At 38.5% G+C, this 20,236-nt stretch carries 20 protein-coding genes; 7 read left to right on the forward strand and 13 right to left on the reverse strand.

All coding sequences use genetic code 11. From position 1 onward, the window contains the following. Positions 1 to 73 precede the first annotated feature (73 nt). The 7 genes from WKU26_RS05965 to WKU26_RS05995 form a co-directional block, all read right to left on the reverse strand. Entirely contained in the window at positions 74 to 571 is a 498-nt protein-coding gene (locus WKU26_RS05965) for a very short patch repair endonuclease (RefSeq protein WP_340321270.1), read from the reverse strand. 25 nt (positions 572 to 596) lie between these two features. Beyond that, positions 597 to 719: a hypothetical protein gene (locus tag WKU26_RS05970; protein WP_340321271.1), complete on the reverse strand. Its 123-nt coding sequence runs from the start codon at positions 717 to 719 to the stop codon at positions 597 to 599. Positions 720 to 729: 10 nt separating this feature from the next. Further along, positions 730 to 2,922: a DUF2357 domain-containing protein gene (locus tag WKU26_RS05975; protein WP_340321272.1), complete on the reverse strand. Its 2,193-nt coding sequence runs from the start codon at positions 2,920 to 2,922 to the stop codon at positions 730 to 732. A gap of 12 nt (positions 2,923 to 2,934) precedes the next feature. After that, the gene (locus WKU26_RS05980) at positions 2,935 to 4,842 is read right to left on the reverse strand and encodes an McrB family protein (protein WP_340321273.1); all 1,908 of its coding nucleotides are present in this window, start codon (positions 4,840 to 4,842) and stop codon (positions 2,935 to 2,937) included. A 3-nt stretch (positions 4,843 to 4,845) separates the two neighbouring features. Next, positions 4,846 to 5,970 carry a DNA cytosine methyltransferase gene (locus WKU26_RS05985; protein ID WP_340321274.1) on the reverse strand — a complete coding sequence of 375 codons (1,125 nt, stop codon included), beginning with the start codon at positions 5,968 to 5,970 and terminating at the stop codon, positions 4,846 to 4,848. A 4-nt stretch (positions 5,971 to 5,974) separates the two neighbouring features. After that, complete coding sequence (locus WKU26_RS05990) at positions 5,975 to 6,178, reverse strand: helix-turn-helix transcriptional regulator (RefSeq protein WP_340321275.1); 204 nt, start codon at positions 6,176 to 6,178, stop codon at positions 5,975 to 5,977. 172 nt (positions 6,179 to 6,350) lie between these two features. Further along, the gene (locus WKU26_RS05995) at positions 6,351 to 8,273 is read right to left on the reverse strand and encodes a HEPN domain-containing protein (protein WP_340321276.1); all 1,923 of its coding nucleotides are present in this window, start codon (positions 8,271 to 8,273) and stop codon (positions 6,351 to 6,353) included. Positions 8,274 to 8,915: 642 nt separating this feature from the next. On the opposite strand from WKU26_RS05995, the gene WKU26_RS06000 reads away from it, so the two are divergent. The 3 genes from WKU26_RS06000 (at position 8,916) to WKU26_RS06010 (ending at position 10,786) form a co-directional block, all read left to right on the forward strand. Beyond that, positions 8,916 to 9,200 (forward strand): hypothetical protein, encoded by a 285-nt coding sequence (locus WKU26_RS06000; protein WP_340321277.1) that lies wholly within the window; start codon positions 8,916 to 8,918, stop codon positions 9,198 to 9,200. Between the two features lie 758 nt (positions 9,201 to 9,958). Continuing rightward, a complete protein-coding gene (locus WKU26_RS06005) occupies positions 9,959 to 10,318 on the forward strand; it encodes a hypothetical protein (protein ID WP_340321278.1) in 360 nt (119 codons plus the stop codon). A 99-nt stretch (positions 10,319 to 10,417) separates the two neighbouring features. Further along, positions 10,418 to 10,786, forward strand: coding sequence for a hypothetical protein (locus WKU26_RS06010; protein WP_340321279.1), 369 nt, complete (start codon positions 10,418 to 10,420; stop codon positions 10,784 to 10,786). Positions 10,787 to 10,797: 11 nt separating this feature from the next. Here WKU26_RS06010 and WKU26_RS06015 read toward each other — a convergent pair whose 3' ends face one another. Further along, a complete protein-coding gene (locus WKU26_RS06015) occupies positions 10,798 to 11,019 on the reverse strand; it encodes a helix-turn-helix domain-containing protein (protein WP_340321280.1) in 222 nt (73 codons plus the stop codon). Between the two features lie 761 nt (positions 11,020 to 11,780). Here WKU26_RS06015 and WKU26_RS06020 point away from each other — a divergent pair. From WKU26_RS06020 to WKU26_RS06035, 4 genes are all read left to right on the forward strand, one after another. Next, entirely contained in the window at positions 11,781 to 12,341 is a 561-nt protein-coding gene (locus tag WKU26_RS06020; RefSeq protein ID WP_340321281.1) for a phosphoribosyltransferase, read from the forward strand. A gap of 4 nt (positions 12,342 to 12,345) precedes the next feature. Then, positions 12,346 to 12,834: an SLOG family protein gene (locus WKU26_RS06025; protein ID WP_340321282.1), complete on the forward strand. Its 489-nt coding sequence runs from the start codon at positions 12,346 to 12,348 to the stop codon at positions 12,832 to 12,834. Positions 12,835 to 12,949: 115 nt separating this feature from the next. Continuing rightward, positions 12,950 to 13,243 carry a hypothetical protein gene (locus tag WKU26_RS06030; RefSeq protein ID WP_340321283.1) on the forward strand — a complete coding sequence of 98 codons (294 nt, stop codon included), beginning with the start codon at positions 12,950 to 12,952 and terminating at the stop codon, positions 13,241 to 13,243. After that, on the forward strand, positions 13,195 to 13,845 hold the full coding sequence (locus WKU26_RS06035; protein WP_340321284.1) for a helix-turn-helix transcriptional regulator: 651 nt from the start codon (positions 13,195 to 13,197) through the stop codon (positions 13,843 to 13,845). The genes WKU26_RS06030 and WKU26_RS06035 overlap by 49 nt, the downstream gene beginning before the upstream one ends. A gap of 134 nt (positions 13,846 to 13,979) precedes the next feature. On the opposite strand, the gene WKU26_RS06040 is transcribed toward WKU26_RS06035, so the two are convergent. From WKU26_RS06040 to WKU26_RS12745, 5 genes are all read right to left on the reverse strand, one after another. Next, complete coding sequence (locus WKU26_RS06040) at positions 13,980 to 14,108, reverse strand: hypothetical protein (RefSeq protein WP_340321285.1); 129 nt, start codon at positions 14,106 to 14,108, stop codon at positions 13,980 to 13,982. 229 nt (positions 14,109 to 14,337) lie between these two features. Further along, positions 14,338 to 15,231 (reverse strand): Abi family protein, encoded by an 894-nt coding sequence (locus tag WKU26_RS06045; protein WP_340321286.1) that lies wholly within the window; start codon positions 15,229 to 15,231, stop codon positions 14,338 to 14,340. 182 nt (positions 15,232 to 15,413) lie between these two features. Continuing rightward, entirely contained in the window at positions 15,414 to 18,707 is a 3,294-nt protein-coding gene (locus WKU26_RS06050; protein WP_340321287.1) for a DNA primase, read from the reverse strand. Further along, positions 18,704 to 18,907: a DNA-binding protein gene (locus tag WKU26_RS06055; RefSeq protein ID WP_138273715.1), complete on the reverse strand. Its 204-nt coding sequence runs from the start codon at positions 18,905 to 18,907 to the stop codon at positions 18,704 to 18,706. Before WKU26_RS06055 ends, WKU26_RS06050 begins: the two co-directional genes overlap by 4 nt. 745 nt (positions 18,908 to 19,652) lie before the next feature. Beyond that, complete coding sequence (locus tag WKU26_RS12745) at positions 19,653 to 19,955, reverse strand: hypothetical protein (RefSeq protein ID WP_445323219.1); 303 nt, start codon at positions 19,953 to 19,955, stop codon at positions 19,653 to 19,655. Positions 19,956 to 20,236: the final 281 nt, after the last annotated feature.

The raw sequence follows: 20,236 nt of genomic DNA on the forward strand, positions 1-20,236 counted from the left end.
AATAAAAGTCTAAATATAGTCATCTGTCGAATTTCAGATACTATATTTAGACTTTCTTCTTAACAGACATTTATCAGTCACAATCACGTTCAGCAGCCAACAAATGCTCACTTTCATAATCCTCATAAGGTTTTACCCTTCTGTCACTCAAAAAAATATGATTAAGCGTATACTCCAGTGATTTTAAAGTCTGTTCACGAAGTGCTGGTTTCAGTTGACATTCCCATACTGTTATGCAGTGCCATCCCATGGAAGCCAGCTCTTTTTGCTCTTTTATGTCACGCTCCTTATTTTTCTGGATTTTATTCTTCCAAAACTCAGAGTTTGTTTTGGGTAATACAAAATATTTGCATCCGTCATGGCCATGCCAAAAACAGCCGTTTACAAATATTACAGTTCTGTATTTCCGCAATACAAGATCAGGATGCCCTGGCAGACGAGGATGATTCAGCCGATAGCGGAAGCCCCGGCTGAACAAGAACTTACGGACCAGTAATTCTGGCTTCGTATTCTTGCCACGTATAGCAGACATATTCTTATGTCTCTGTTCCTTTGTCAAACGGTCAGCCATAAAGCTTTATTTTAGTATATCTTGTTCAATGCAATGCACCGATTTGAGGTAAATGTAAGCCTTTACTGAAACAGGTTTCTTTTTTAATCAGAAACTGGCCTTGCCACGAATCGGCAATTTCATCGGAAGTAAGTTTCTCTATGCCCATAAGATTTGAATTAAATTTTATCAATTAAAAATTCTCCCAAAATATCGAATGTCGTATCAATGAATGTGTTATTCGCCATCTTACTTGTATTGATTGGCTGGAATTCATTATATTGTTCACGAACAAATCGCAATTCGAAAGCAAGGCGAAGATCATCCTTACCTTCTTCTCCTTCAGTTTGTTTCGCTTCTTTAGCAGTAATGGTCCTAACCCGTACAATCTCATATACATCACGAATTCCCTGTCCTTTCATGTAAGGCATGAAATAATGTAGGTCTTGTAATGCTATAGTAGTCGGAAAATGACTGCCTGTGTAATATAGAGTTGCAGTACCGTCAAGGAAACTTTGTAAATATCCTTTACGGCTACTATTTGTAACCAATCCTATCAAGACACGGTTGCCCACTTCTATGAATGTACCTTTCTGTGGTATCACACGATTGATTATTTCAGTTGATTTCTTGTTTATAAGTTCGGCAATGAAGTGTTGCAAAAGTTTTCTGTTTTCTTTGTCTTTAGGTCGTAATGGAAATGCACCGATATTCACTTCTTTTATTGACTTGTAGAACCTAGACATCTGCACATCCATCGGTTCTCCATCACCAGGAAACAGGATGTACCCACCAATAACTTCTTTCTTTAATGGAGCATAATCATATTCTTTATAATAAATGGCATCACGGTAACGGTGCATCTGATTAATGGTATCATCAGGTGGTACATCCACATTACCTTCTTTCCCCTCAATACGATATTTTGCGTCAAACAGGTACGTGAATTTCATTTTATTATGCAGATCGCTCTTTGTCAACTGTAAAACAATATCAGGCTTCTGGGGTACGGTAGGAACCACAAGATTACTTATCCCGATTGAAGTGTTTTCCTGATCTGTAGTCTTAGGATTATACACCAACTCAGCCAGCTCCACATTGTCTTTTTTGAAGAGAATTCGCGAATGCTCACCTTTACCTAATTCCCATGTAAAGACTCCATTCATCTCCATGCGATTGCGATGTTCAACCTCCTCGTTTGTCAAATGCAATTGCTCTTTCACTATATGACTTACCTCTATAAAACACCATATCTCATATAGAGTGGCTATGTCCTTTGTTTGGAGACGGAACATTCCATCATAAAGCGAATATCCACGTCTGAGCAGATTCCATGTGCGATAGACTTGACTATATCCAGTTGCTTTATGTAGTATTAAACTCTCTTGATTAAAACCTTTGAATCGCCCGACTGTTCGGAAAAAGGGATTACGTTGCAAGCGTTGAAGTCTGATAAATACATCAGTCATCTCATTTTTCTTTACTTCTGAAATATTATTCAGCCCTTCAATTCTTTTTTTCAGAGACTCATATTTCTTGGTTATCTGATCCAAAGCAAATTTGAGGAAACGATTTTCTTGCGTGTCGTTATTCTGTACCTGTTCCTCCACACGGTATAAATGAGTACTTTCCTTACGGTGTTCAGCCAGTTCGTTCTCTATACCTCTTGATATAATTTTCAGCCTGTCTGCACGCACATAAACTTCCTGTCCACGTAATCTGTGTCGTGGCCTCTCAATTATATTTTTACAGGCACATATGAACTTCTCCTGTTCTTCGGAAAAAATACTCCACCACACAATTTCCGGTGTATCTCCGTTCTGTTCAGGTGAAAAGCCATGGTAAGTACGCTTCATATAATCGAGCGAAAGCATACGATATTCACGTTCAATATCTTCAAGAATACTGCGCCAATGTTCATGGTAATTGAGTTTCGTACTCAATACCTCAAATGAAAATATGAAGTGCTTGATTTTTTCCTTTATCTTGTAAACAAGACGTATCTCACTACGTCCTATTTCATTCTTATAATTTAGGAAACCAGCCAATATATGTTTACGATACGTAAAACGTTCGTTATCTCCCTGTAACAAAGAACCGAACTTTGCATCTTTTACGTAATCCTTAAACTCAACCCATATAGGATAGTCGGCATTATCAAAAAAAACAGCATAAGTTTTCTGTTCTTTTTCTATAAAAATGTCCTCGCCTTCTGCATGGCGAACGACTGACAATACGCCATCAGACCAGGAATAACTGGAGAGCAGCCCTTGCTCACCTATATTATTCCTAGCTTTATTCCAAATAGTATCGAACTTATTACATTCAATACTCATGGTAAAATCAGTATGCGTAATTGTAAGTAATTCCATAACTTTAGAATATTAACTCCAAAAACTGGTATATCCAGAAGAAAGCCTATTTCTCATCTCTTTTATTTTTGAAAGAGAAATGGAAACTTCAAGAGGTCTTTCGCTGGAAATATTACTCAAGTTCTCTTCAATAATATCAGATAGATTAGTCAAAAACTCATCACTCACCTTACTATCATCTCCTTCAATACGTGAGAGAATCTTCATGCTCGTAATTTCATCCAGTGCACGGGCTATCACATAGTCTTGAGGCAGCTCGTTGTTCTCAGCATCCTTATTATAAGGCAGATTGTTCACCACATACAGCAAAAACTCATTACGGGTACGGTAAGCTATTTTGAATGGAGTTCCTTCAAGCGCATCATTAACGGCTTTTAGATAATTCAATGTTTTATCACACACCTCTTGATTCAAAGTATAAACATCTACACCTTCTACAGCAGTTCCTACTAAATCATCATTTGATAATTTACCAATAGATTCATAACGTTGGTTCAATCCACCGTACAAATCAACGTCATTCATTTCGATAGTCATTGCCCTGTCAAGTACTTTCCGAGAGAATGAGAAAGTCGTCTCGTCCATGTTTACTGTACCCACTACAATCAAGTTAGCCGGTAACGATAAACGTTTTCCGTTTTTCTCTGTAAGATATTCCTGACGTTCACTTTCATTTCCAATGAACAATTGGTCTATCAGATTTTTATAAGCTTCTGTATTTTCATAGTCAATGATAGGGTCAGTGACTACTTTCCCATTCTCATTAACTCTACGTGACTCAATAACGCTTAGGTATTCAGCAAAATACTGTTCCACAGGGGCCAGGTTCATCTCATCTAAACATAAGAAATGAGGCACGTCAGGATTCAATAAAGCCTTCACCATAAACTTCAAGAATGGACCTACAACATATCTTTCTCCATTAATTCTGCTCACATAACCGATCAATTCACTGCTGTCATGCCAATTCGGTTTCACCTGTACCATCTCAAAGTTACTAGGTTTTTGCGCTTTGTATTCTTCAGAACTTGAATCCCAACAAGCCCGGGCCAATTCACGTACAATTCGACTCTTTCCAGTGCCAGAGATACCGGCAAGGAGGAGAAAAGGCTTTGACTTTACGGCTGTGATATATGGGCGGTATGAACTATTTGCAATCGATGAATGTTCGATTTTTGTTTCTTGCCTAATCTGCATGGAAGGAGACCAGAATGCAGTATTATAATAATTTGAACTTATTAATTCTGCAAGTTTACACCCTTTATTTACTTCTGCATAGTAGTTTTCTGATATACCTGCGTAGTTTACTATTTCTTTAACATTATACTTATAACGCTTAATAATACGCTGGTATTTAAGGCCAAATAAATGAACGCAAGCAGATTGACTATTATTCTTACTACCTGATTCATACATTTTCTTCAAAATCATTCCTAAATCTGTTAAGGTATAGTCTTTTTCTTCTATATCATTATAGAGAATCAGGTCGATATATTGCCCTTGTAAAGAATGAGATATTTGAGAATGTTCTTTAATAAATGTCATATCTGTCCATTCAACTAGTTCACCAGGCTGATGCGGTTTGGATGGAATCCATACAGTAAATCTTGATCTATCTTTATTCAACCAATAAAATTCTGAAGTGTTAGCTATTATACTATCTACAACAGCTCTATTAGATCCTTTATTATTCAATATCTGACTAGTGTTAAAAGGAGTATTTTCCTCAATCCTATCAGCCAAATCCTTCAAAAAAGATTCTGCAAATGAAACTTCTTTTCCTTCAGGCGTTTTTGCATGAAGTCTGTTTTCATTCTTATCTATTTTCACAAAAACACATTTACTTTCACCTCTCACATAGCTTAAATCGCTATTTTCAGGCAATTCTGAAATCAATTGTATTAAATGACTAAACTCCATAGCTTATTGTTTGATATGATTAAGAAAATCAAATATACTATTTGCAATACCTTTGGCCAACAAAAATGGAACTCCATTACCAATTGTTTTGAAAGCATCAGATAGAGTCATATCCGTAGGCAATATAAAATTGGCAGGAAGAGATTGAATAGCCAAAGCTTCTGCTGCTGATATTCTTCTTGGTAAATACGGATGTATATGTACTTCATTATTTCCGTATGCCGCAGTAGGAGAATATCTCCATCTATGTAATCTTTTATAACACTTTTTTTCCACATCACCTTCATCTTTTGTTTCAAAACGCACTATTCCAGCACGAGGTTGAAAGTACATATTAGCATTCGGATGATTTACAACATCATTCTTTTCCCACCAATATTCTACAGTTAGCTCTTTAATCAATCCATCTGGTATAGAAGTTGGTATGCCTTTGTTATAAGGACTTTTGTCAGGCCAAGGAAGTTTTTTTACATCATCCAATTTATATAATTTATGGCTTTCCCACGGAAATTTTATTAAAGTTCCATCATATGAAGTTAGATTCAAGCGTTCTATCACTTTTTCTTGAATTCCAATCAGAATTATTCTATCTCTATCCTGTGGTGCACCATATTCTAATGAATTGACTAATTGCTCTGTTAGAGAATATCCAGATTCTCTAAATAAAACTTTTAACTCTTCAAAAAAATGGCGATGACGAGCCGTTCTATATAGACCTTTTACGTTCTCAAAAACAAAAAAATCAGGCAAAGCTCTACATATTAGATTTGCATAAGTACCTGAAAGCTTACCATTCTCACCTTCTTTTCCTCGGTTCTTACCAGCCACTGAAAAATCAGGACATGGAGGCCCACCTATAAATCCAGTTATATATTCCTGTTTGGATTCTTCTACCCAACCCAAAAGCCTCTGTAACTTTTCATCATGTTTACCATCTAAATATTCAGTAATATCTTCCACATGGTGACCGTATTTAGGAGTTGGAAGACCCATATGTTGTCTTGCATATTGATAAACACGATTGAAAGCTTTATGAAATTCATTAACAAACACAATATTATAATTGCCCTGTAACTCAAATCCTAAATCGAGAAAACCTGCTCCAGAAAAAAAAGAAAATATATTCATGTTACTAATTTATTGGACACAACAAATCCTTAATATCAACTTCAAGACACTTTGCAATTTCCACCAACGTTTCTAAATTTGGCTGCAAGGTATTAGTACACCATTTAGAAACAGTGGCAGGATCCTTTCCCAATTGTTCTGCTAACCATTTGTTGGTACGTTTCTTTTCAGCTAGAACAACTTTTAGTCGATTTATATCTTTACTCATAATATCATATATTTTAATACAAAAATAATAGTTTACTCTTTAAAAAAGAATATGAGGATTGAAATATCAAGTTTTATTATGATTTATTTTTCTATAACATGATATATATGTCATTTTATAGAACTAATTATCATTATAACTTGACTACGAAAGCTTCAAGTCATAAAATTGATTAAATCATTCTAATTAGCACATCATTGATAGACATTTTATTTATTTTTATTTTTAGAGCATTCAACTTTTCATGATTCCCTTCCTTTGTAACTTCTTGAACTTCTTGCATTAATTCATCTAATTTGGTACTAAATTCCAAAAAGAAATTATTCCTTCTTTTCTCATCTAATAGATGAGCATAAAAATCCAAATTAATAATATGACCTTTATATCCCACATACTTTAATAAAAGACAAACAATCAAAGTATGTAGCCTCAATGATATTTGTGTTAATTCAAATATATCACTTGTTTTTAATGGTTTACTTCCATGAAGATAAGAATTCCTCTTATCTATTGTTTCTTCATCTTTTTTTGAAAGAGTTATTCCATAATTTGTAAATGTCTTAATCAGTTTATCTTTGTTAGTAGGGAAGTTTATTCCATCAATTCTTTTGCTCAATATAATAAAACCTTCATCTGTAATCCTATCTCTATATTGTTCTAGGACACTTTTAAGTCCATTTGTAATTTCTAAAGATAATTTATTATCTTCTATTGGCTTTTGTGGTTTTTTGTTACCCAAATTCTTAGTTAAAGTTTCTAATGCAACTGCATATAAAGCTCCTTGTTGCATGGGATCTTTATTACCCATAGCACTTATAAGAATTTCTGCTACACGAAGCAATTCATTATCATTACATAAAAATTCACAGAATCTAGAAAACTGTTCCGAAGAAACTCGAGAATCAGATGTATGTTCTTCTGTTTTTGCTGATTTATATAGCTCAAAATTAATAACTTGACGAGCAGATAGCATTGATTCCTTTTCTATTTCAAACCATGCGCCGTTAATTTCCTTGAAAGACGAATCGTTTGAACTAACATAATAACAAGAGTCACCATAAAATTTACCACTTAAAATTGCAAAAGCAATTCTAATAACTTCAGCTTTTTGCCTAAATACATCAAGACTCTCTTTATTTTGGCTTTCAATCACTAACAATGTGCGTTGAGATTTGATATCCGTTACATTATAAAAATTATAACTTGATTCAGCAATGTTCAAAGTAGTATAAGGACCACCTGTTTTAAATGACAAGCCCAGTAATGATTGATTTATGTTAAAACCATCATTATCATAAACATTATATCCAGTTGTTTTAAGAATATTTTGAGGACTAATAGGTTTATCATCTTGTATTAATATTATTAACCTGTTAAATTGGTTTTCATATTTACTTTCAATATGAAAATTGGCCTGTTTAAATCTACCTCTAAGTACTTGAGGTTGTGTTGGAAATTTTGTCTCAAAATCAAAAACACTGTTTTTTTGAATATGAATGATTGTATTTTCTCCCTTGAGCCATAGTTCTCTATGTAATCCATAAGATTCTTCATACATTACTCCATGGACTAAAGGAGGAACAGTCATTGAAATCTCAAATTTAATTCCTGGTTCGTCATCCAAAAATAATTTAATTGGATACTCTGTACATTTCGCAGTTTGGACATCATCTTGAAATTCTAAATATAATAACTTAACTTTAAAGTTTCCTGGTGCGATGAAGTCATTAATTGTTACTATTGAAGGTATTAAATACGATTGAGTAATCTTACTTGGATCGTTTTTTATTTGGATTGGTCCTGTAAACTTAAGATACTTATTTTTTCTAGAAAACTTAAATCTTAATTTCTTTACAATATTGATAAAGTAGACTTTTAAATAATCTTTAAATACACATTTTGGGAAAACATGAAAGGCATATTTACGAGCATAAATAGATTCAGTTGGTGTATTAACACTCTCTCCATACATTTTATTATTCCAAACAAATGAATGCATAGTTACTGTACCATTAAAACACAAGTATAACATTTGTAAATAATTATAAGATCCTTTCCATTGTTTATGTTTATCAAGAAAATAATATTGTTTCATGTTTAAATTATTTTATTAGATTGTTATAATTCAGTTTGTTTAATATCCTAGATGAACAAAAAACCTAAATTATATATAATTAACAGTATCAATGAAGATGCAAATACATTCATCACTTAATTCATCTTGACATCATATAGAATTAATACAAATGTACGAAATACCATATATAATATATAATTCAAATTTATTAAATATCTTTCTTTTATCAATTATGGGCACTATTTAAATATTGAATATAATTAGCAGTTATTTAAATGGCATTACGTAATCATTTTCAAAACACCTAGCAGTTGAACTAGCTATCAATATATGTGTTTAACATCAAAATCTCCCGTAGATGTAGGCTAAAGCCTGCAATACTAGAGGAAGTAATATTCTTGAACACCTATCTTAAAATACAGGCAAGCTGTTCCGACTTTTCGTATTTCATGCGATGCCGAAACAACTTGCCTTATACTACGGAAACTTACCGGCTGACTTGCTTCGTATCTACAATACCAGGCAAGTTTCACCCGACAGGTTCATACAATCATGCAGATAAATCAGGGCAGTTACCAAAGACAGAGCCATTAAGGTTGCGCTACTCTTCACTTTAAAGGCTCTGACATTGACAACTGGTTATCGATAATATGTCTGAAAATGAAAACAAGCAGACCGTCCCGATTATACAGGCTAAAGCTTGCACTGACGGAACGTCCTATATCCTTGAATACTCGTTTTAAAATACAGGCAAGCTGTTCCGACTGTTCGTATTTCATGCGATGCCGGAACAACTTGCCTTATACTACGGAAACTTACCGGCTGACTTGCTTCGTATCTACAATACCAGGCAAGTTTCACCCGACAGGTTCATACAATCATGCAGATAAATCAGGGCAGTTACCAAAGACAGAGCCTTTAAGGTTGCGCTACTCTTCACTTTAAAGGCTCTGACATTGGCAACTGGTTATCAGTGACTCGTCTGAAAACGAAAACAAGCAGTCCGTCCCGATGATGCAGGCTAAAGCTTGCACTGACGGAACGTCCTATATCCTTGAATACTTGTCTTAAAATACAGGCAAGCTGTTCCGATTGTTCGTATTTCATGCGAAGCCGGAACAACTTGCCTTATACTATGGAAACTTACCGGCTGACTTGCTTCGTATCTACAATACCAGGCAAGTTTCAGCCGACAGGTTCATACAATCATGCAGATAAATCAGGACAGTTGCCAAAGACAGAGCCTTTAAGGTTACGCTGCTCTTCACTTCAAAGGCTCTGACATTGGCAACTGGTTACCGGTGGTTTGTCTGAAAACGGATACTGTGTTCTTCGGAAATCTCAGAATATTGAATATCAGGAAAACATTGGAGCATCATAGCCGAAACCATTTTTTATGTGCAAAGATACTTCGGACTGGAGAAACGCCAAGTGACGCTTGCGCTTTCAGTCGGAGGACTTGACGGCAGCCTTCCGCAAATTTTCTCATACCTCAAAAATTTGGGTATTCCGTCTGCATTCTCTGACTTCACACTTGTCTTTTTCTCCCTTTGGTCCGCAGTTACAAATGCACATAAAACGGTTTTTCCCGGCCATGAAGCTCAATGAGCTTTACTGGAGGGAAAAGAATCAGAACTTAAAAATTCAAGTGTTATGCGAACAAAAAGAATGAGTATCAAACAATCTTTTAATTTTTTACTGATATGTGCAGATTGATGACAACACAACTGGCGGAAGCTCTGGAGGGTTATCCGCTCTACTCCCAGGACGGCAAGGGAAAAGAGGCTGTTTGCCGTGCGGTTTTTGCCCTTGGTTCTGTAAGGTGGTTTATCCTTGAAGGAAACAGGGAGGACGACGATGTGATTCTATTCGGTATCGTAGTCGGACTCATGGAGGATGAATACGGGTATATTTCCCTCAATGAGCTTTCGGATGTGGAGCTTGACCTGAGTGCTCAGGGACTTGGCAAGCTTCAGGTAAGACAGCAGCAGAACTTTAAGCCGGTTCCGCTGAAGCAGATTCAGGACAGCAGGCTTCAGGAATTTCTTGAAAGGTTAAAATAGGCTGTATGAACACAGAAGTGGCCGGTCCTATCCGTCACGGACAAGACCGGCTGCTTATTATAGCAGGTAAATGAAAACAAAACTATAATTGTATGGTAAATGGAAAATTGTCGTAATATTTTTAATATCGCTGCCCGGCATGGGTGGAGCGTTTCTATGGAAGACATGGATGGAATCCGGTTTCTCAATTTCAGGAGGAAGACTTCGAGCGGTGTACCGTTCTGCTTTACCATTGAAGCCGATGACGGTACAGCCGGCTGCATAACAAAAGAAATATTCTCTTTCGTCAGTGCCGTTGTTCCTGAGAAATGTGCAAGGGAGTGGATGATTCAGTCAGGAGCAATGGAACCTTCGGAGTTCCTTCAGGCCGTGGCTGACATGGAGGATGTCAGGCTAAGGGCAAGGCTGCTGGCTCTTGAAATTGCAGCTATGAATGGCAAATGTAATCTTTTGGATACCATTCCATGAGACAGACTGAACTAACGGTGTTTCTTACGCTTGCGGCCACGTTTGGGCAGACCGGTTTCCTTGTAGGCTATCAGGTCAGTTCCTCTGAACACCTTTTTTGCCTTATCAGGAATCTTCAAGAAAGCCAGCGGCTTTTCCAGATAACGGATATAGGCATAGATGGTGCAGCGGTGAACACCCAGGTAGCGTGCTGCCTCCTTTACTGAATATGTCTTTCCCGGAACGACTTTCATTATATCTCATGCTGGTTAATCTTTTCGTTTATTGGATGCCGTAAAGGTAAACAGTTGATTATTAGTTGTCAATACGTCAAATATGGGATTATTTCGGAGATTGTGGGATTTGTATGGATTATGTGTTACCTGTCATATTCAATACAGTAGGTTTGGCGGTTGATAGCGAATCTTTTTTATGAAAATCAGGAAGGCATATATTTGATGGTTGACAGCGTTGACAGCAAATCCAATGAAAATCCGGCATAAAATCAGTCTTGGAAAATACTGTAATACAATATATTATATTCTTTCTGATTTTTCTTATAAAGAATAGAGTATTATAGTGTGTCAACGTTTGGCTATGGGTTTTTAGCGGACTGAAAATTGTGGCTACACTTGTCAACGTTTGTCAACGCATGATTTCTATGTGAAGTATCTGATACACTGACAGATACTCTCTGTCAACACTGTCACTCCTGAAACGTGTGCATTTTATTATCTGAAAACATCTGATGTGAAAGGGATACATGGTTATCCTAATGTACCATTACAGCCACAGGTTTGTTCAGCATGCCTCTTCAGATATTTTTTTGCAAAGGTATCTCCGGCATTGCAAACGTCAAACACAGGGCTGAAAATCTTCCTCAAACGGGGTTGAGCGTATTTTCAGCTTTCCTTGAAGTTTGCCTTATTGAATGCCTGCGCTTCTGAGAACTGCAAAAAATATCCTTCGGGCAAGCTGAAAAACTTGCTGACAGAAGGGAAAAAAATCAGAGCGTATGGTACAGATGGACGAAAGCATCAGAAGGCAGTTGGAAAAGCCACAGACATGGTTCTGCAAGTATTTTCCCAAACGTATTCAGAATGTGGGCGAGAAGGAAATCGCCGACAGACAGTTGGTTTATGACTTCAAGGACGGAAGGTCTCATGAAGAGGTGGCACAGATGACGGCAGCAAGAATGATTGAGGAACACGGCAACAGATGCTCACAGTTGGTATTCATTCCGGTTCCGGCATCATCGGTAAGAAAGAATGAAATCCGGTATATGGACTTCTGCAAAAGGGTATGTGAACTCACAGGAGCAATAAACGGATATGACCATGTAAGGGTATGCGGAGAAAGACTTGCTATTCATGAAAACCGTAAGGCTGAAAAGGAAATCAGAAAGGTAAGCATCATCGAGTTTGATGAAGAGTGGTTCAGAGGAAAAGCAGTCATAGTCTTCGATGATGTAATCACACGCGGAATCAGTTTCGGTATGTATGCTAATCAGCTGGAGAGTTTCGGAGCGAATGTCATTGAAGGCATCTTCCTTGCAAGAACCCATTATAAAGTATAGAACTATGAACGGAATATTATCAGACAAATCAAAATCACTGGCTTTCACGGGACACAGAACTATTCCCATTGAAAGGCAGAATGAAATAAGGGCACGGCTTGTTGAAGCCGTGTCCGTCGCCTGCAAATCGGGTATAACCTGCTTCTTCTCAGGCATGGCCATGGGATTCGACCTGATGGCCGCTGAAGCTGTATTGTCACTGAAGGGAAGGTATCCGGATATACGGCTCATTGCCGTTGTACCTTTCAGAAGACAGAGCTGCCGGTGGCCTTCAATTGAAAAGGAACGTTATAAGAAAATAATTTCCCAGGCAGACCGGGTTATCGTATTGAGTGAACACTATTTCAAAGGATGTCTTCTAAGACGCAATGACTTCATGCTGGAGCATTCATGTGGCGTGATTGCCTATTATGACGGCAAGCCTTATGGAGGAACATTCTATACCTGCAGGGAGGCAAGGAAAAGATGTATGGATATAATCAATCTGTACTGAAAACCTGCCCGGATTATACTGAAAATATTGTACAAAACAGATATGCAAATTTCTTGCATATCTCATTTATAATGCTTATATTTAGATAGTTAAACAAGTTGCAAGAGGTGATTTTATGAATAATATATACAACCGCTACATTTGGCTGCTGCATACAGTCTATCAGGAAAGAAAGGTCACTTTTGAAAGGCTTTGTGATATTTGGAAGCATCATTTTCTGTACAACGGGAAGCCGCTGAGTCTGCGCACATTCCATCATCACCGGAAAATGATTGAGGAAAATTTTGATATAGTCATTGCGTGCAACAGAAAGGACTATACATACTATATCCAGAATCTGGATGAAATACTCGGTGACAGTTGCCGCAACACTGGCTGTTCAACAGCCGTATCATTGATGTGGCTCTGAAAAGCAGTCCGTGTCTGTTCCAACGTGTTGTACTGCCAGACATGTCAGGTGGTATTGAATACCTGCCGGATATATCTGAGTGTATCAGCGATGGGCATGAACTGTACATATTCTACACGAATGACAAGGGTTATGAAGTGGAAGGCCGTTTCCGACCGGAAGGTTTGAAGCTGTTCCATAACCGCTGGTATCTGCTCGGGTACAGGAACGGATCAGAGTTCTGTGCCGTTCCTCTTGATGCACTGACCAAAATCTATCTTAGCGGTAAGAGATTTGATACTGATTACAGATTTTCTCTTGCTAGACGTCTTTCAGACTCCATCGGTGTTGTAGCTCCAACCGGACAGCAGCCAGAAGAGGTTACACTACGGGCTTATGGGCCATTTGCAGATTATCTGAGAAAGCATCCTTTCCACCATTCGCAGGTGGAAAGGAATGATATGGGGACTTTCACGTCTTTTGATTACATGCTTCTTGTGACTGACGAACTGGTGGATGAAATCCTGGCTCTTGGTGATAAGGTGGAGATTACTTTTCCGGAAAAGTTGAGAATGAAGTTGCTTCAGAAAATTGGACGTATCAGAAACAGGTATGCAACATAAAAATCTGCAATTGTAGAATATTACTTTTGAGTAGCAAACATTCGCTCAATCATTGCTTCAAGCTCAGGACCCAATGGACGTTCTGTGTCCATACACTCCTTCTCACCGGCAACCAGGTCACCATATATATTCCTTTAACGTTCAGCTTCACTGCCATCACAGCAAAGCATAGCCGTCTCAAACTCCTTAATCATTTTCTTACGCTGGCTCTCTGGATATTCCTTAGTCTTGCCATAACTGGTAATAGTAAATGTTCTTGCCATAATCATAGGATTTATTTGTTATACCTTTGTTTATAATCTTTTTTGCTATACTAATATACGAAATAATTTTGATAATCAGAAATTTAACCGTATAAAACTTCTATAAAGTTTAATCCAATACGGATAAAAATACAATCAGAATCCGCACATCTTTTTATCAAAAAACAACTATAACAATGAAGGTATCAATGGTACAATCCTGATTATTTAAACAAAAAACTTATATAAATCAACATTTCCAGAGCGGTTGTTCCAACCAGTTATCAACAAATCCCATAGCTTGTGTGTCAATCATCGGATATTTTTCCAAAAGGACTAAAAGATTCTGCTTGAAATCATTATCAGGCCGTATTATGTCTATAAAATGTTTCAATATACATAGTGTAAAGAAGACCCGTCCCTGTTGTACATCATCTTCCAACCAAGGTCTGAGCGGTCTTGTCATGGTGAGAGCACGTAAAGATAAAGAACGGTTCCACAATCTTGCATGATGACAGCATGAATTACGGGTAAGCGTAATAATAGTCATCCAGGAAATGAACACAGGAACAGATAAGCCAAAATATCTGGCTATTTTTTTGCGAATCTGATTACTTGAAATATTCTCATAGACTCTGGTAAGAGTTCCTAATGGAATAATCTCCGCAATCATCCATGATGGAGGGTATGGTTCCTCGTATGACTCCTTAAAATGAAGAATGAAATCTTCACGACTGGCCTGAATTTCCTTATCCACAAGTTGTATAGTCTTATTAAACTTGTCACTGTTCGCAAAATATTCAGGTTTGGACATCCAGAACACATCTTCAGTTTCTTCACAGGCTATATTCGTTATGGCACTTCTGACTGCTATTTCGATACGTTCTATCTGATTGAATAAAAGCAAACGTAATTCACGGTCAAACTCATATAAACTGAGTGCTTTACCTAAAGTGCTGTCACTCTTATAAATATGTTCTGATTTCGGAGCTTTTAAAAAGGGATATAAATATCCGGATAACCGGTAATAACCAATAGACCGTAATATATGTTCTGCATTTTCCGTGTCAGAACAATCAAGTCCACGATTTTCTAAAATTACCAGAAGCTCGGATGGGGATGAATATTGTTTGGTGTATCTCATATATAAAAAAACGACCCGCCGATTTAAGCATTGTGAAGAGGCTTGGCGGGTTCTTGTGTTGCAAAGATATGTAAAAATCATGATTCAACAAAATATTCTGCTGATTTTCATATCCAAAACAAGCTTCTTCTTTATTTTTTTTATTTATATCAATCTCCTTTATTACTTATATGACCTGATGATTAAAATGATAAATCCTGTTGTACCGGAACTGAAGGCTGAGAATCTGATTTGTCAGACAAAACTTCCTTCATGTCCTGCACTTCAGCCACAACCTCAGTTTCAAGATCCAGCCCGAAAGTCTCTTTCAACTGGAGATAATCAAAGCATAATGCTTTAGGTCGGTTTACCTTTACCTTCTTAACCTGCTCGCCATTTACAATGTCGATGGTATAGTCAGGAAGTCCGCTTGGCAGAAGTATGGTGAATCTGTCCTGTTTCAGGCCCAAATATGAAGCATGGGATTTCAGGTACGACATGATGGTGGACCAGTTCGAGCGGTTGGAGGTGGAACCTGCATTCCGGCTATTGAACAGTGATGCTACGGCTGCTGTGTTCAGATAGAGAATCGGACGTGCCTCCTTAAATTCTATATCTTCCTTGACAGACAACGGACGGAAGGATTTCATATACCTTATACGGTAATGTGCCTTCTCAATACATTTCCCTGAAGTCTGGAATCCTTGAAGCATACTCCAGAAGTCCGCTATTTCCGAACTTTCCTGAGCCAGTTCATTCTGATTGCGTATTCCCCTGACTGCCGTATCAAACAATTTTGCATAGCTGAAAGGCACGTCAATTACTGTCTCCAGTGTTCTGAAGGTGGCCAATGGAATAACCCAGTTTCCGAATATACGGTCATGGATGGTTTCATTCTCCAGTTTCGCAGCCAGCTCACGCTTGGTAATGGAATATATTTCCGGAAAGTTCTTCTCAAACAGTTCCCGGTGTCCCAGTATCTCCAGGGTGAGGTGGGTAAGTCCCATGTTGCAGACTGATACAAGGTCTTCATAAGCCCTTTTCTCATTCTGGTTGAATGATGTCTTTGAAAAGGCAAGGAAGATGACACGGGTATAGAGTGCCATATCCTGTGTAGGCTTGTCCTGGCCGCAAAGGGCTACACCTGTTGTGACAATGGTCTGGGCTGCCATACCGTCTGTGTTCGTATTCTTCTTGGTCTGGCCGCCACCGCCCCAGAGTCCTTTCAGATAGGCTATCTTGCGGATGTCAAGGTCATTCTTGTATTCGTCCAGCACGGCAAGTGTATTGACGGCCTGTGATACACGGTCGTTCATGGCAGGTACGGAAGTTACTCCGAGATTGGGCGGATCAACTCCGTGCAGGAAGAAGGACTGGAGGGAAGTAGCCAGGGTTGTCTTACCGGTTCCTTTCTCACCGAAAAGGTTCAGGATGGGAAAGTGGCGGGTGCGTCTGAATATGATGTCACGGAAAAGGGTGGCAAGCAGGTAACAGAAGGCTACGCTTGCATTCTCACCGAATACTTCCATAAGTCGTTTTACGTAATCATACAGTTTTATCCCGTTACGGTTCTCATGCACCATAAGTCTCTCAAACTGGAATATCTCCGGATTATTGAGATAGATTTTTGACGTGGCCGGTATATAGAAGGCCTTGCCGTTGATTCCACGTACAATACCCAAATCATCAACGGTATTGAATGTACCTGCAAGGAATATTCCGTTACCGAAAGCGAAGAATCCTTCAGCTGCATTCCAGCCGAGCTTTCTGATACGTTCTGCCGTATCGGTCTTTGAGTACAGGTATTCCTTTACACGGTTGAGTTTGTCTATCTTGGCCAGCCATACATAATTGCCCAGTGAGCCGACCTTCTGCTGGAAGTTGTTCAGTGAGCAGAGTTCTGACTCCTTCAGTTCTATTACCCGGCATACATTATACATATTCCTCATACGGAAGATTCTGGTTCCGTTTATCTCATCCTCGATATGGAATAGTGGTTCCATGATGAAGTTGGAGATTCTTGACGGTTCATCATCATCTTCACCGATGGAGTAGTAACAGTTTTCCCTGATGAACAGACCGAACTGGCGCAGCAGTTCAGCTTCACGCTGCATCTCGTTCATGGCCGCAGGTTTGTCGTTCCTTCTCCTGGCTTCCCCACGTGCCTGGGTAACGGCATCACGCCATAGCTTTACCTTGCCGTGTAGTCTGGAAAGCTGTTCTATGCACTGGTCATACACAAGCTGGTCTTTTATATAGTGCAACAGGTCTGCTATTTCCGCAACACACTTTCTTTCCTCTACCATGGAACCGGCTACCAGAAAACGTTTCTGTGCCAACCAGATGATAAAATGCTTTTCCGGCAGTGAGGTATAATCCTCCCTGCTACGGATATAGCTGTCGGCATCATTCTTGGCATATTGTACTTCTCCTTCTGCCTCGGATGGTCTTTCTGCAAAAGGAAGTTCCCTGACTGTTACATGGAATCCTTTTCTTATGGCTGCAGCCCCGTTGGTCATCACCGCCTCAAATCCCGGTCCGTATGGTTTGCCTTCCGCAATATCTGAATCAGGAATGAAACAGAGTGAGGATACATATTTCTTCAGCTGCTCGAACTGGCTGTCACTCCAGGCTGTTCCAAGTGACGCTACTGTATTGTCGTATCCAATCGACTGCATTCTCAGGACATCAGGAGCACCTTCCACAATGATATAATAGTCGGCATCACGCAATCTGACGGCACGGTCAATACCGAATACTGTTTCTCCCTTGGAGTAAATCATGCTTGTTGCCGAGTTGATATACTTGGGAGCTTTCCTGTTGTCTCCGATGTATCTGGCCGTATAGGCAATGATGCGTCCCCATCTGTTTCTCACGGGAATCATGATACGCTGTCGGAACATGGCGTATGTGTTTCCGTCCTCGCCACGCTTGAACATACCGAGTTCGTACAGCAGTTCTTCGTTCAGAGCCTTGCTTCTGCAGAAATCCATAAAGACCTGTCCGTCCTTCGGTGCATAGCCTATTCCGGCAAAGGCACAGAACTCCTCATGCCACCGACCGTATGCGTAGGCCCTGGCATCAAGGCTTTCTTCCTTGTCTGTTGCTCTGAGGCATTGAAGGAAGAAGCTCTGGACTGTATCGAGAACTGTCAGAAGTGATTCCCGGTGCCTGGCTTCGACCATCTGTTCCTCACTGCGCTCTTCACTGATGTATTCTACCGGAATATTATGGTTCCTGGCAATAAATTCCACTGCGGCACTGAAGGAAAGGTTTTCCTTTTCCATTATAAACGTAATGGAATCACCGCCACGGTTACAGCTGAAACAGTGGAAGAGATTCTTGCTTGGGGTAACGGCAAAGGAACCGGTCTTTTCGGAATGAAAAGGACAAAGTCCCATCAGTGTTGAACCTTTTCTGGACAGTCTGACATAAGGACTGAGTACGTCTTCTATGGCAAGTTCCCTCACTTTCTGTATGGTTGTTTCGCTTATCATATCGTCCTCAGTAAGTTCCAACAATCGATTATTGACTGGCCGGAGTATTTCGGACGGCTGACATTATTAGGATTGAGCGGTTGGATATACCCGTTTTCTCTGTATTTTTTAAGTGTCTTGTTGCTGATACCAAGTTCAGCACAGGTGCGCTTGACTGAATAGACACCGTTTGGATCGCACGCTGGTCTGATTTCTTTCATTATTATAAAATCATTATGAATGTGCGATAAAAAAGACCTGTCCGGCTTTATTGTTAAGTGGCAAAACTATAAGCTGGTGAACAAAGGTTACTGATGCACATTCCTGTACCTACTATAATTGCTTTCTTTATATTTCATAGAGTATCATGGCTAAGCTAAACAAATAAAGTTTATCAATATTAAAATGTTAGCCATAATATGTTTATCATTTATCTTTCTTGACCGGTTTTTCTGCCTGTTTTGGCAGACTTCCATCAAAATAGTCCTGGGTGGTACGCTGCAAGAGCCTGAGGTCTGCCGTGCGATATTCCACCTTACCGGGTCTTTTATAGGAAACCACCTTTCCCTGACGTTTCCACCGTTCTACATTCCTGCAGCACAAGCCGCTATTGAGGATATCCTCTAAGCTGGGGAATCATTAATCAAAACAATATTAGATAAATATTCGCTTACTGTAGGCTTACACGATACAGTTAAGTATTTGAATATTAAATCTATATCGGTATGGCGAAGGCCGCTATTGAGGAAGCATAAGCAATATAGGATAATATTTGATTTAGGCTGTAATAATCTGCTGGTCGGATGTTACAGCCTAATTTTTACTTGTAATGTAATTATTCTCCACTATCAGTCTTTGATTTTATTAATTGTAAAATAATTTTGTTGATTTTACCGTCAATTCTTGCATCTTTATTATCTTCTGCGATATCGGATTTAGGTATAAATTCACCACAAATGTCTATCCCTAATACAGGATGGTTCTGAAGAATGATATATAATAACTTTTCCAGTTTTTTTCTTTATTCAGATCATTGTCGCTATAGAAGTGAACTCTATCTTTATATTCAGGTGATACTGATTGTACGAGCTGCTCAGAAGCCCCTACAATGATAACTTTCTTACAATTTACATTGCTGTCAAGAATATCTTTTACCCAACTTCCACATGAAAGAATATGTTCGAATAGAGAAGGTTGCATATCCGGATGATGATCAAATACTACAAGAACAAATGGTTCTTCGATTCGGTCTGTCCATAATTTAGTCACATAGTGATAATTACCGGAATCAATGAAATGAATACCAGTTATAGGACACCTTTTGATTATTTTTATTAGAGCGTTTTTGCCTTCATCATCACAGTAGCAGTCTGTTCCTGATAGGTGTCTGCAATCCAGCCAATGGTACTGTTTATTATGTGGAAAGCCTTCCATGTTATAGACACCGGAAAAGTTCATTATCACTACATCATTTGAAATTAGTCCATTTTTTTGTGTCAGTCTTTATTGACATATTAATAGGTTTATAAAATAAGATATATTGATTTTGT

Origin of the sequence: Phocaeicola sp. HCN-40430, assembly GCF_037890285.1 — a bacterium.
Taxonomy (GTDB): Bacteria; Bacteroidota; Bacteroidia; order Bacteroidales; family Bacteroidaceae; genus Phocaeicola; species Phocaeicola acetigenes.

Excerpts from the sequence above, each read along its gene's own strand:
- WKU26_RS06020 (WP_340321281.1), top strand. The coding sequence starts at position 11,781 with ATGGTACAGATGGACGAAAGCATCAGAAGGCAGTTGGAAAAGCCACAG.
- WKU26_RS06030 (WP_340321283.1), top strand. The coding sequence starts at position 12,950 with ATGAATAATATATACAACCGCTACATTTGGCTGCTGCATACAGTCTAT.
- WKU26_RS06055 (WP_138273715.1), bottom strand. The coding sequence starts at position 18,907 with ATGAAAGAAATCAGACCAGCGTGCGATCCAAACGGTGTCTATTCAGTC.
- WKU26_RS05975 (WP_340321272.1), bottom strand. The coding sequence starts at position 2,922 with ATGGAATTACTTACAATTACGCATACTGATTTTACCATGAGTATTGAA.
- WKU26_RS06050 (WP_340321287.1), bottom strand. The coding sequence starts at position 18,707 with ATGATAAGCGAAACAACCATACAGAAAGTGAGGGAACTTGCCATAGAA.
- WKU26_RS06040 (WP_340321285.1), bottom strand. The coding sequence starts at position 14,108 with ATGGCAAGAACATTTACTATTACCAGTTATGGCAAGACTAAGGAATAT.
- WKU26_RS06000 (WP_340321277.1), top strand. The coding sequence starts at position 8,916 with ATGAAAACAAGCAGACCGTCCCGATTATACAGGCTAAAGCTTGCACTG.
- WKU26_RS06005 (WP_340321278.1), top strand. The coding sequence starts at position 9,959 with ATGTGCAGATTGATGACAACACAACTGGCGGAAGCTCTGGAGGGTTAT.
- WKU26_RS06045 (WP_340321286.1), bottom strand. The coding sequence starts at position 15,231 with ATGAGATACACCAAACAATATTCATCCCCATCCGAGCTTCTGGTAATT.
- WKU26_RS05985 (WP_340321274.1), bottom strand. The coding sequence starts at position 5,970 with ATGAATATATTTTCTTTTTTTTCTGGAGCAGGTTTTCTCGATTTAGGA.
- WKU26_RS05995 (WP_340321276.1), bottom strand. The coding sequence starts at position 8,273 with ATGAAACAATATTATTTTCTTGATAAACATAAACAATGGAAAGGATCT.
- WKU26_RS05970 (WP_340321271.1), bottom strand. The coding sequence starts at position 719 with ATGGGCATAGAGAAACTTACTTCCGATGAAATTGCCGATTCGTGGCAA.
- WKU26_RS05965 (WP_340321270.1), bottom strand. The coding sequence starts at position 571 with ATGGCTGACCGTTTGACAAAGGAACAGAGACATAAGAATATGTCTGCT.
- WKU26_RS05980 (WP_340321273.1), bottom strand. The coding sequence starts at position 4,842 with ATGGAGTTTAGTCATTTAATACAATTGATTTCAGAATTGCCTGAAAAT.
- WKU26_RS06015 (WP_340321280.1), bottom strand. The coding sequence starts at position 11,019 with ATGAAAGTCGTTCCGGGAAAGACATATTCAGTAAAGGAGGCAGCACGC.
- WKU26_RS05990 (WP_340321275.1), bottom strand. The coding sequence starts at position 6,178 with ATGAGTAAAGATATAAATCGACTAAAAGTTGTTCTAGCTGAAAAGAAA.
- WKU26_RS06010 (WP_340321279.1), top strand. The coding sequence starts at position 10,418 with ATGGAAAATTGTCGTAATATTTTTAATATCGCTGCCCGGCATGGGTGG.
- WKU26_RS06025 (WP_340321282.1), top strand. The coding sequence starts at position 12,346 with ATGAACGGAATATTATCAGACAAATCAAAATCACTGGCTTTCACGGGA.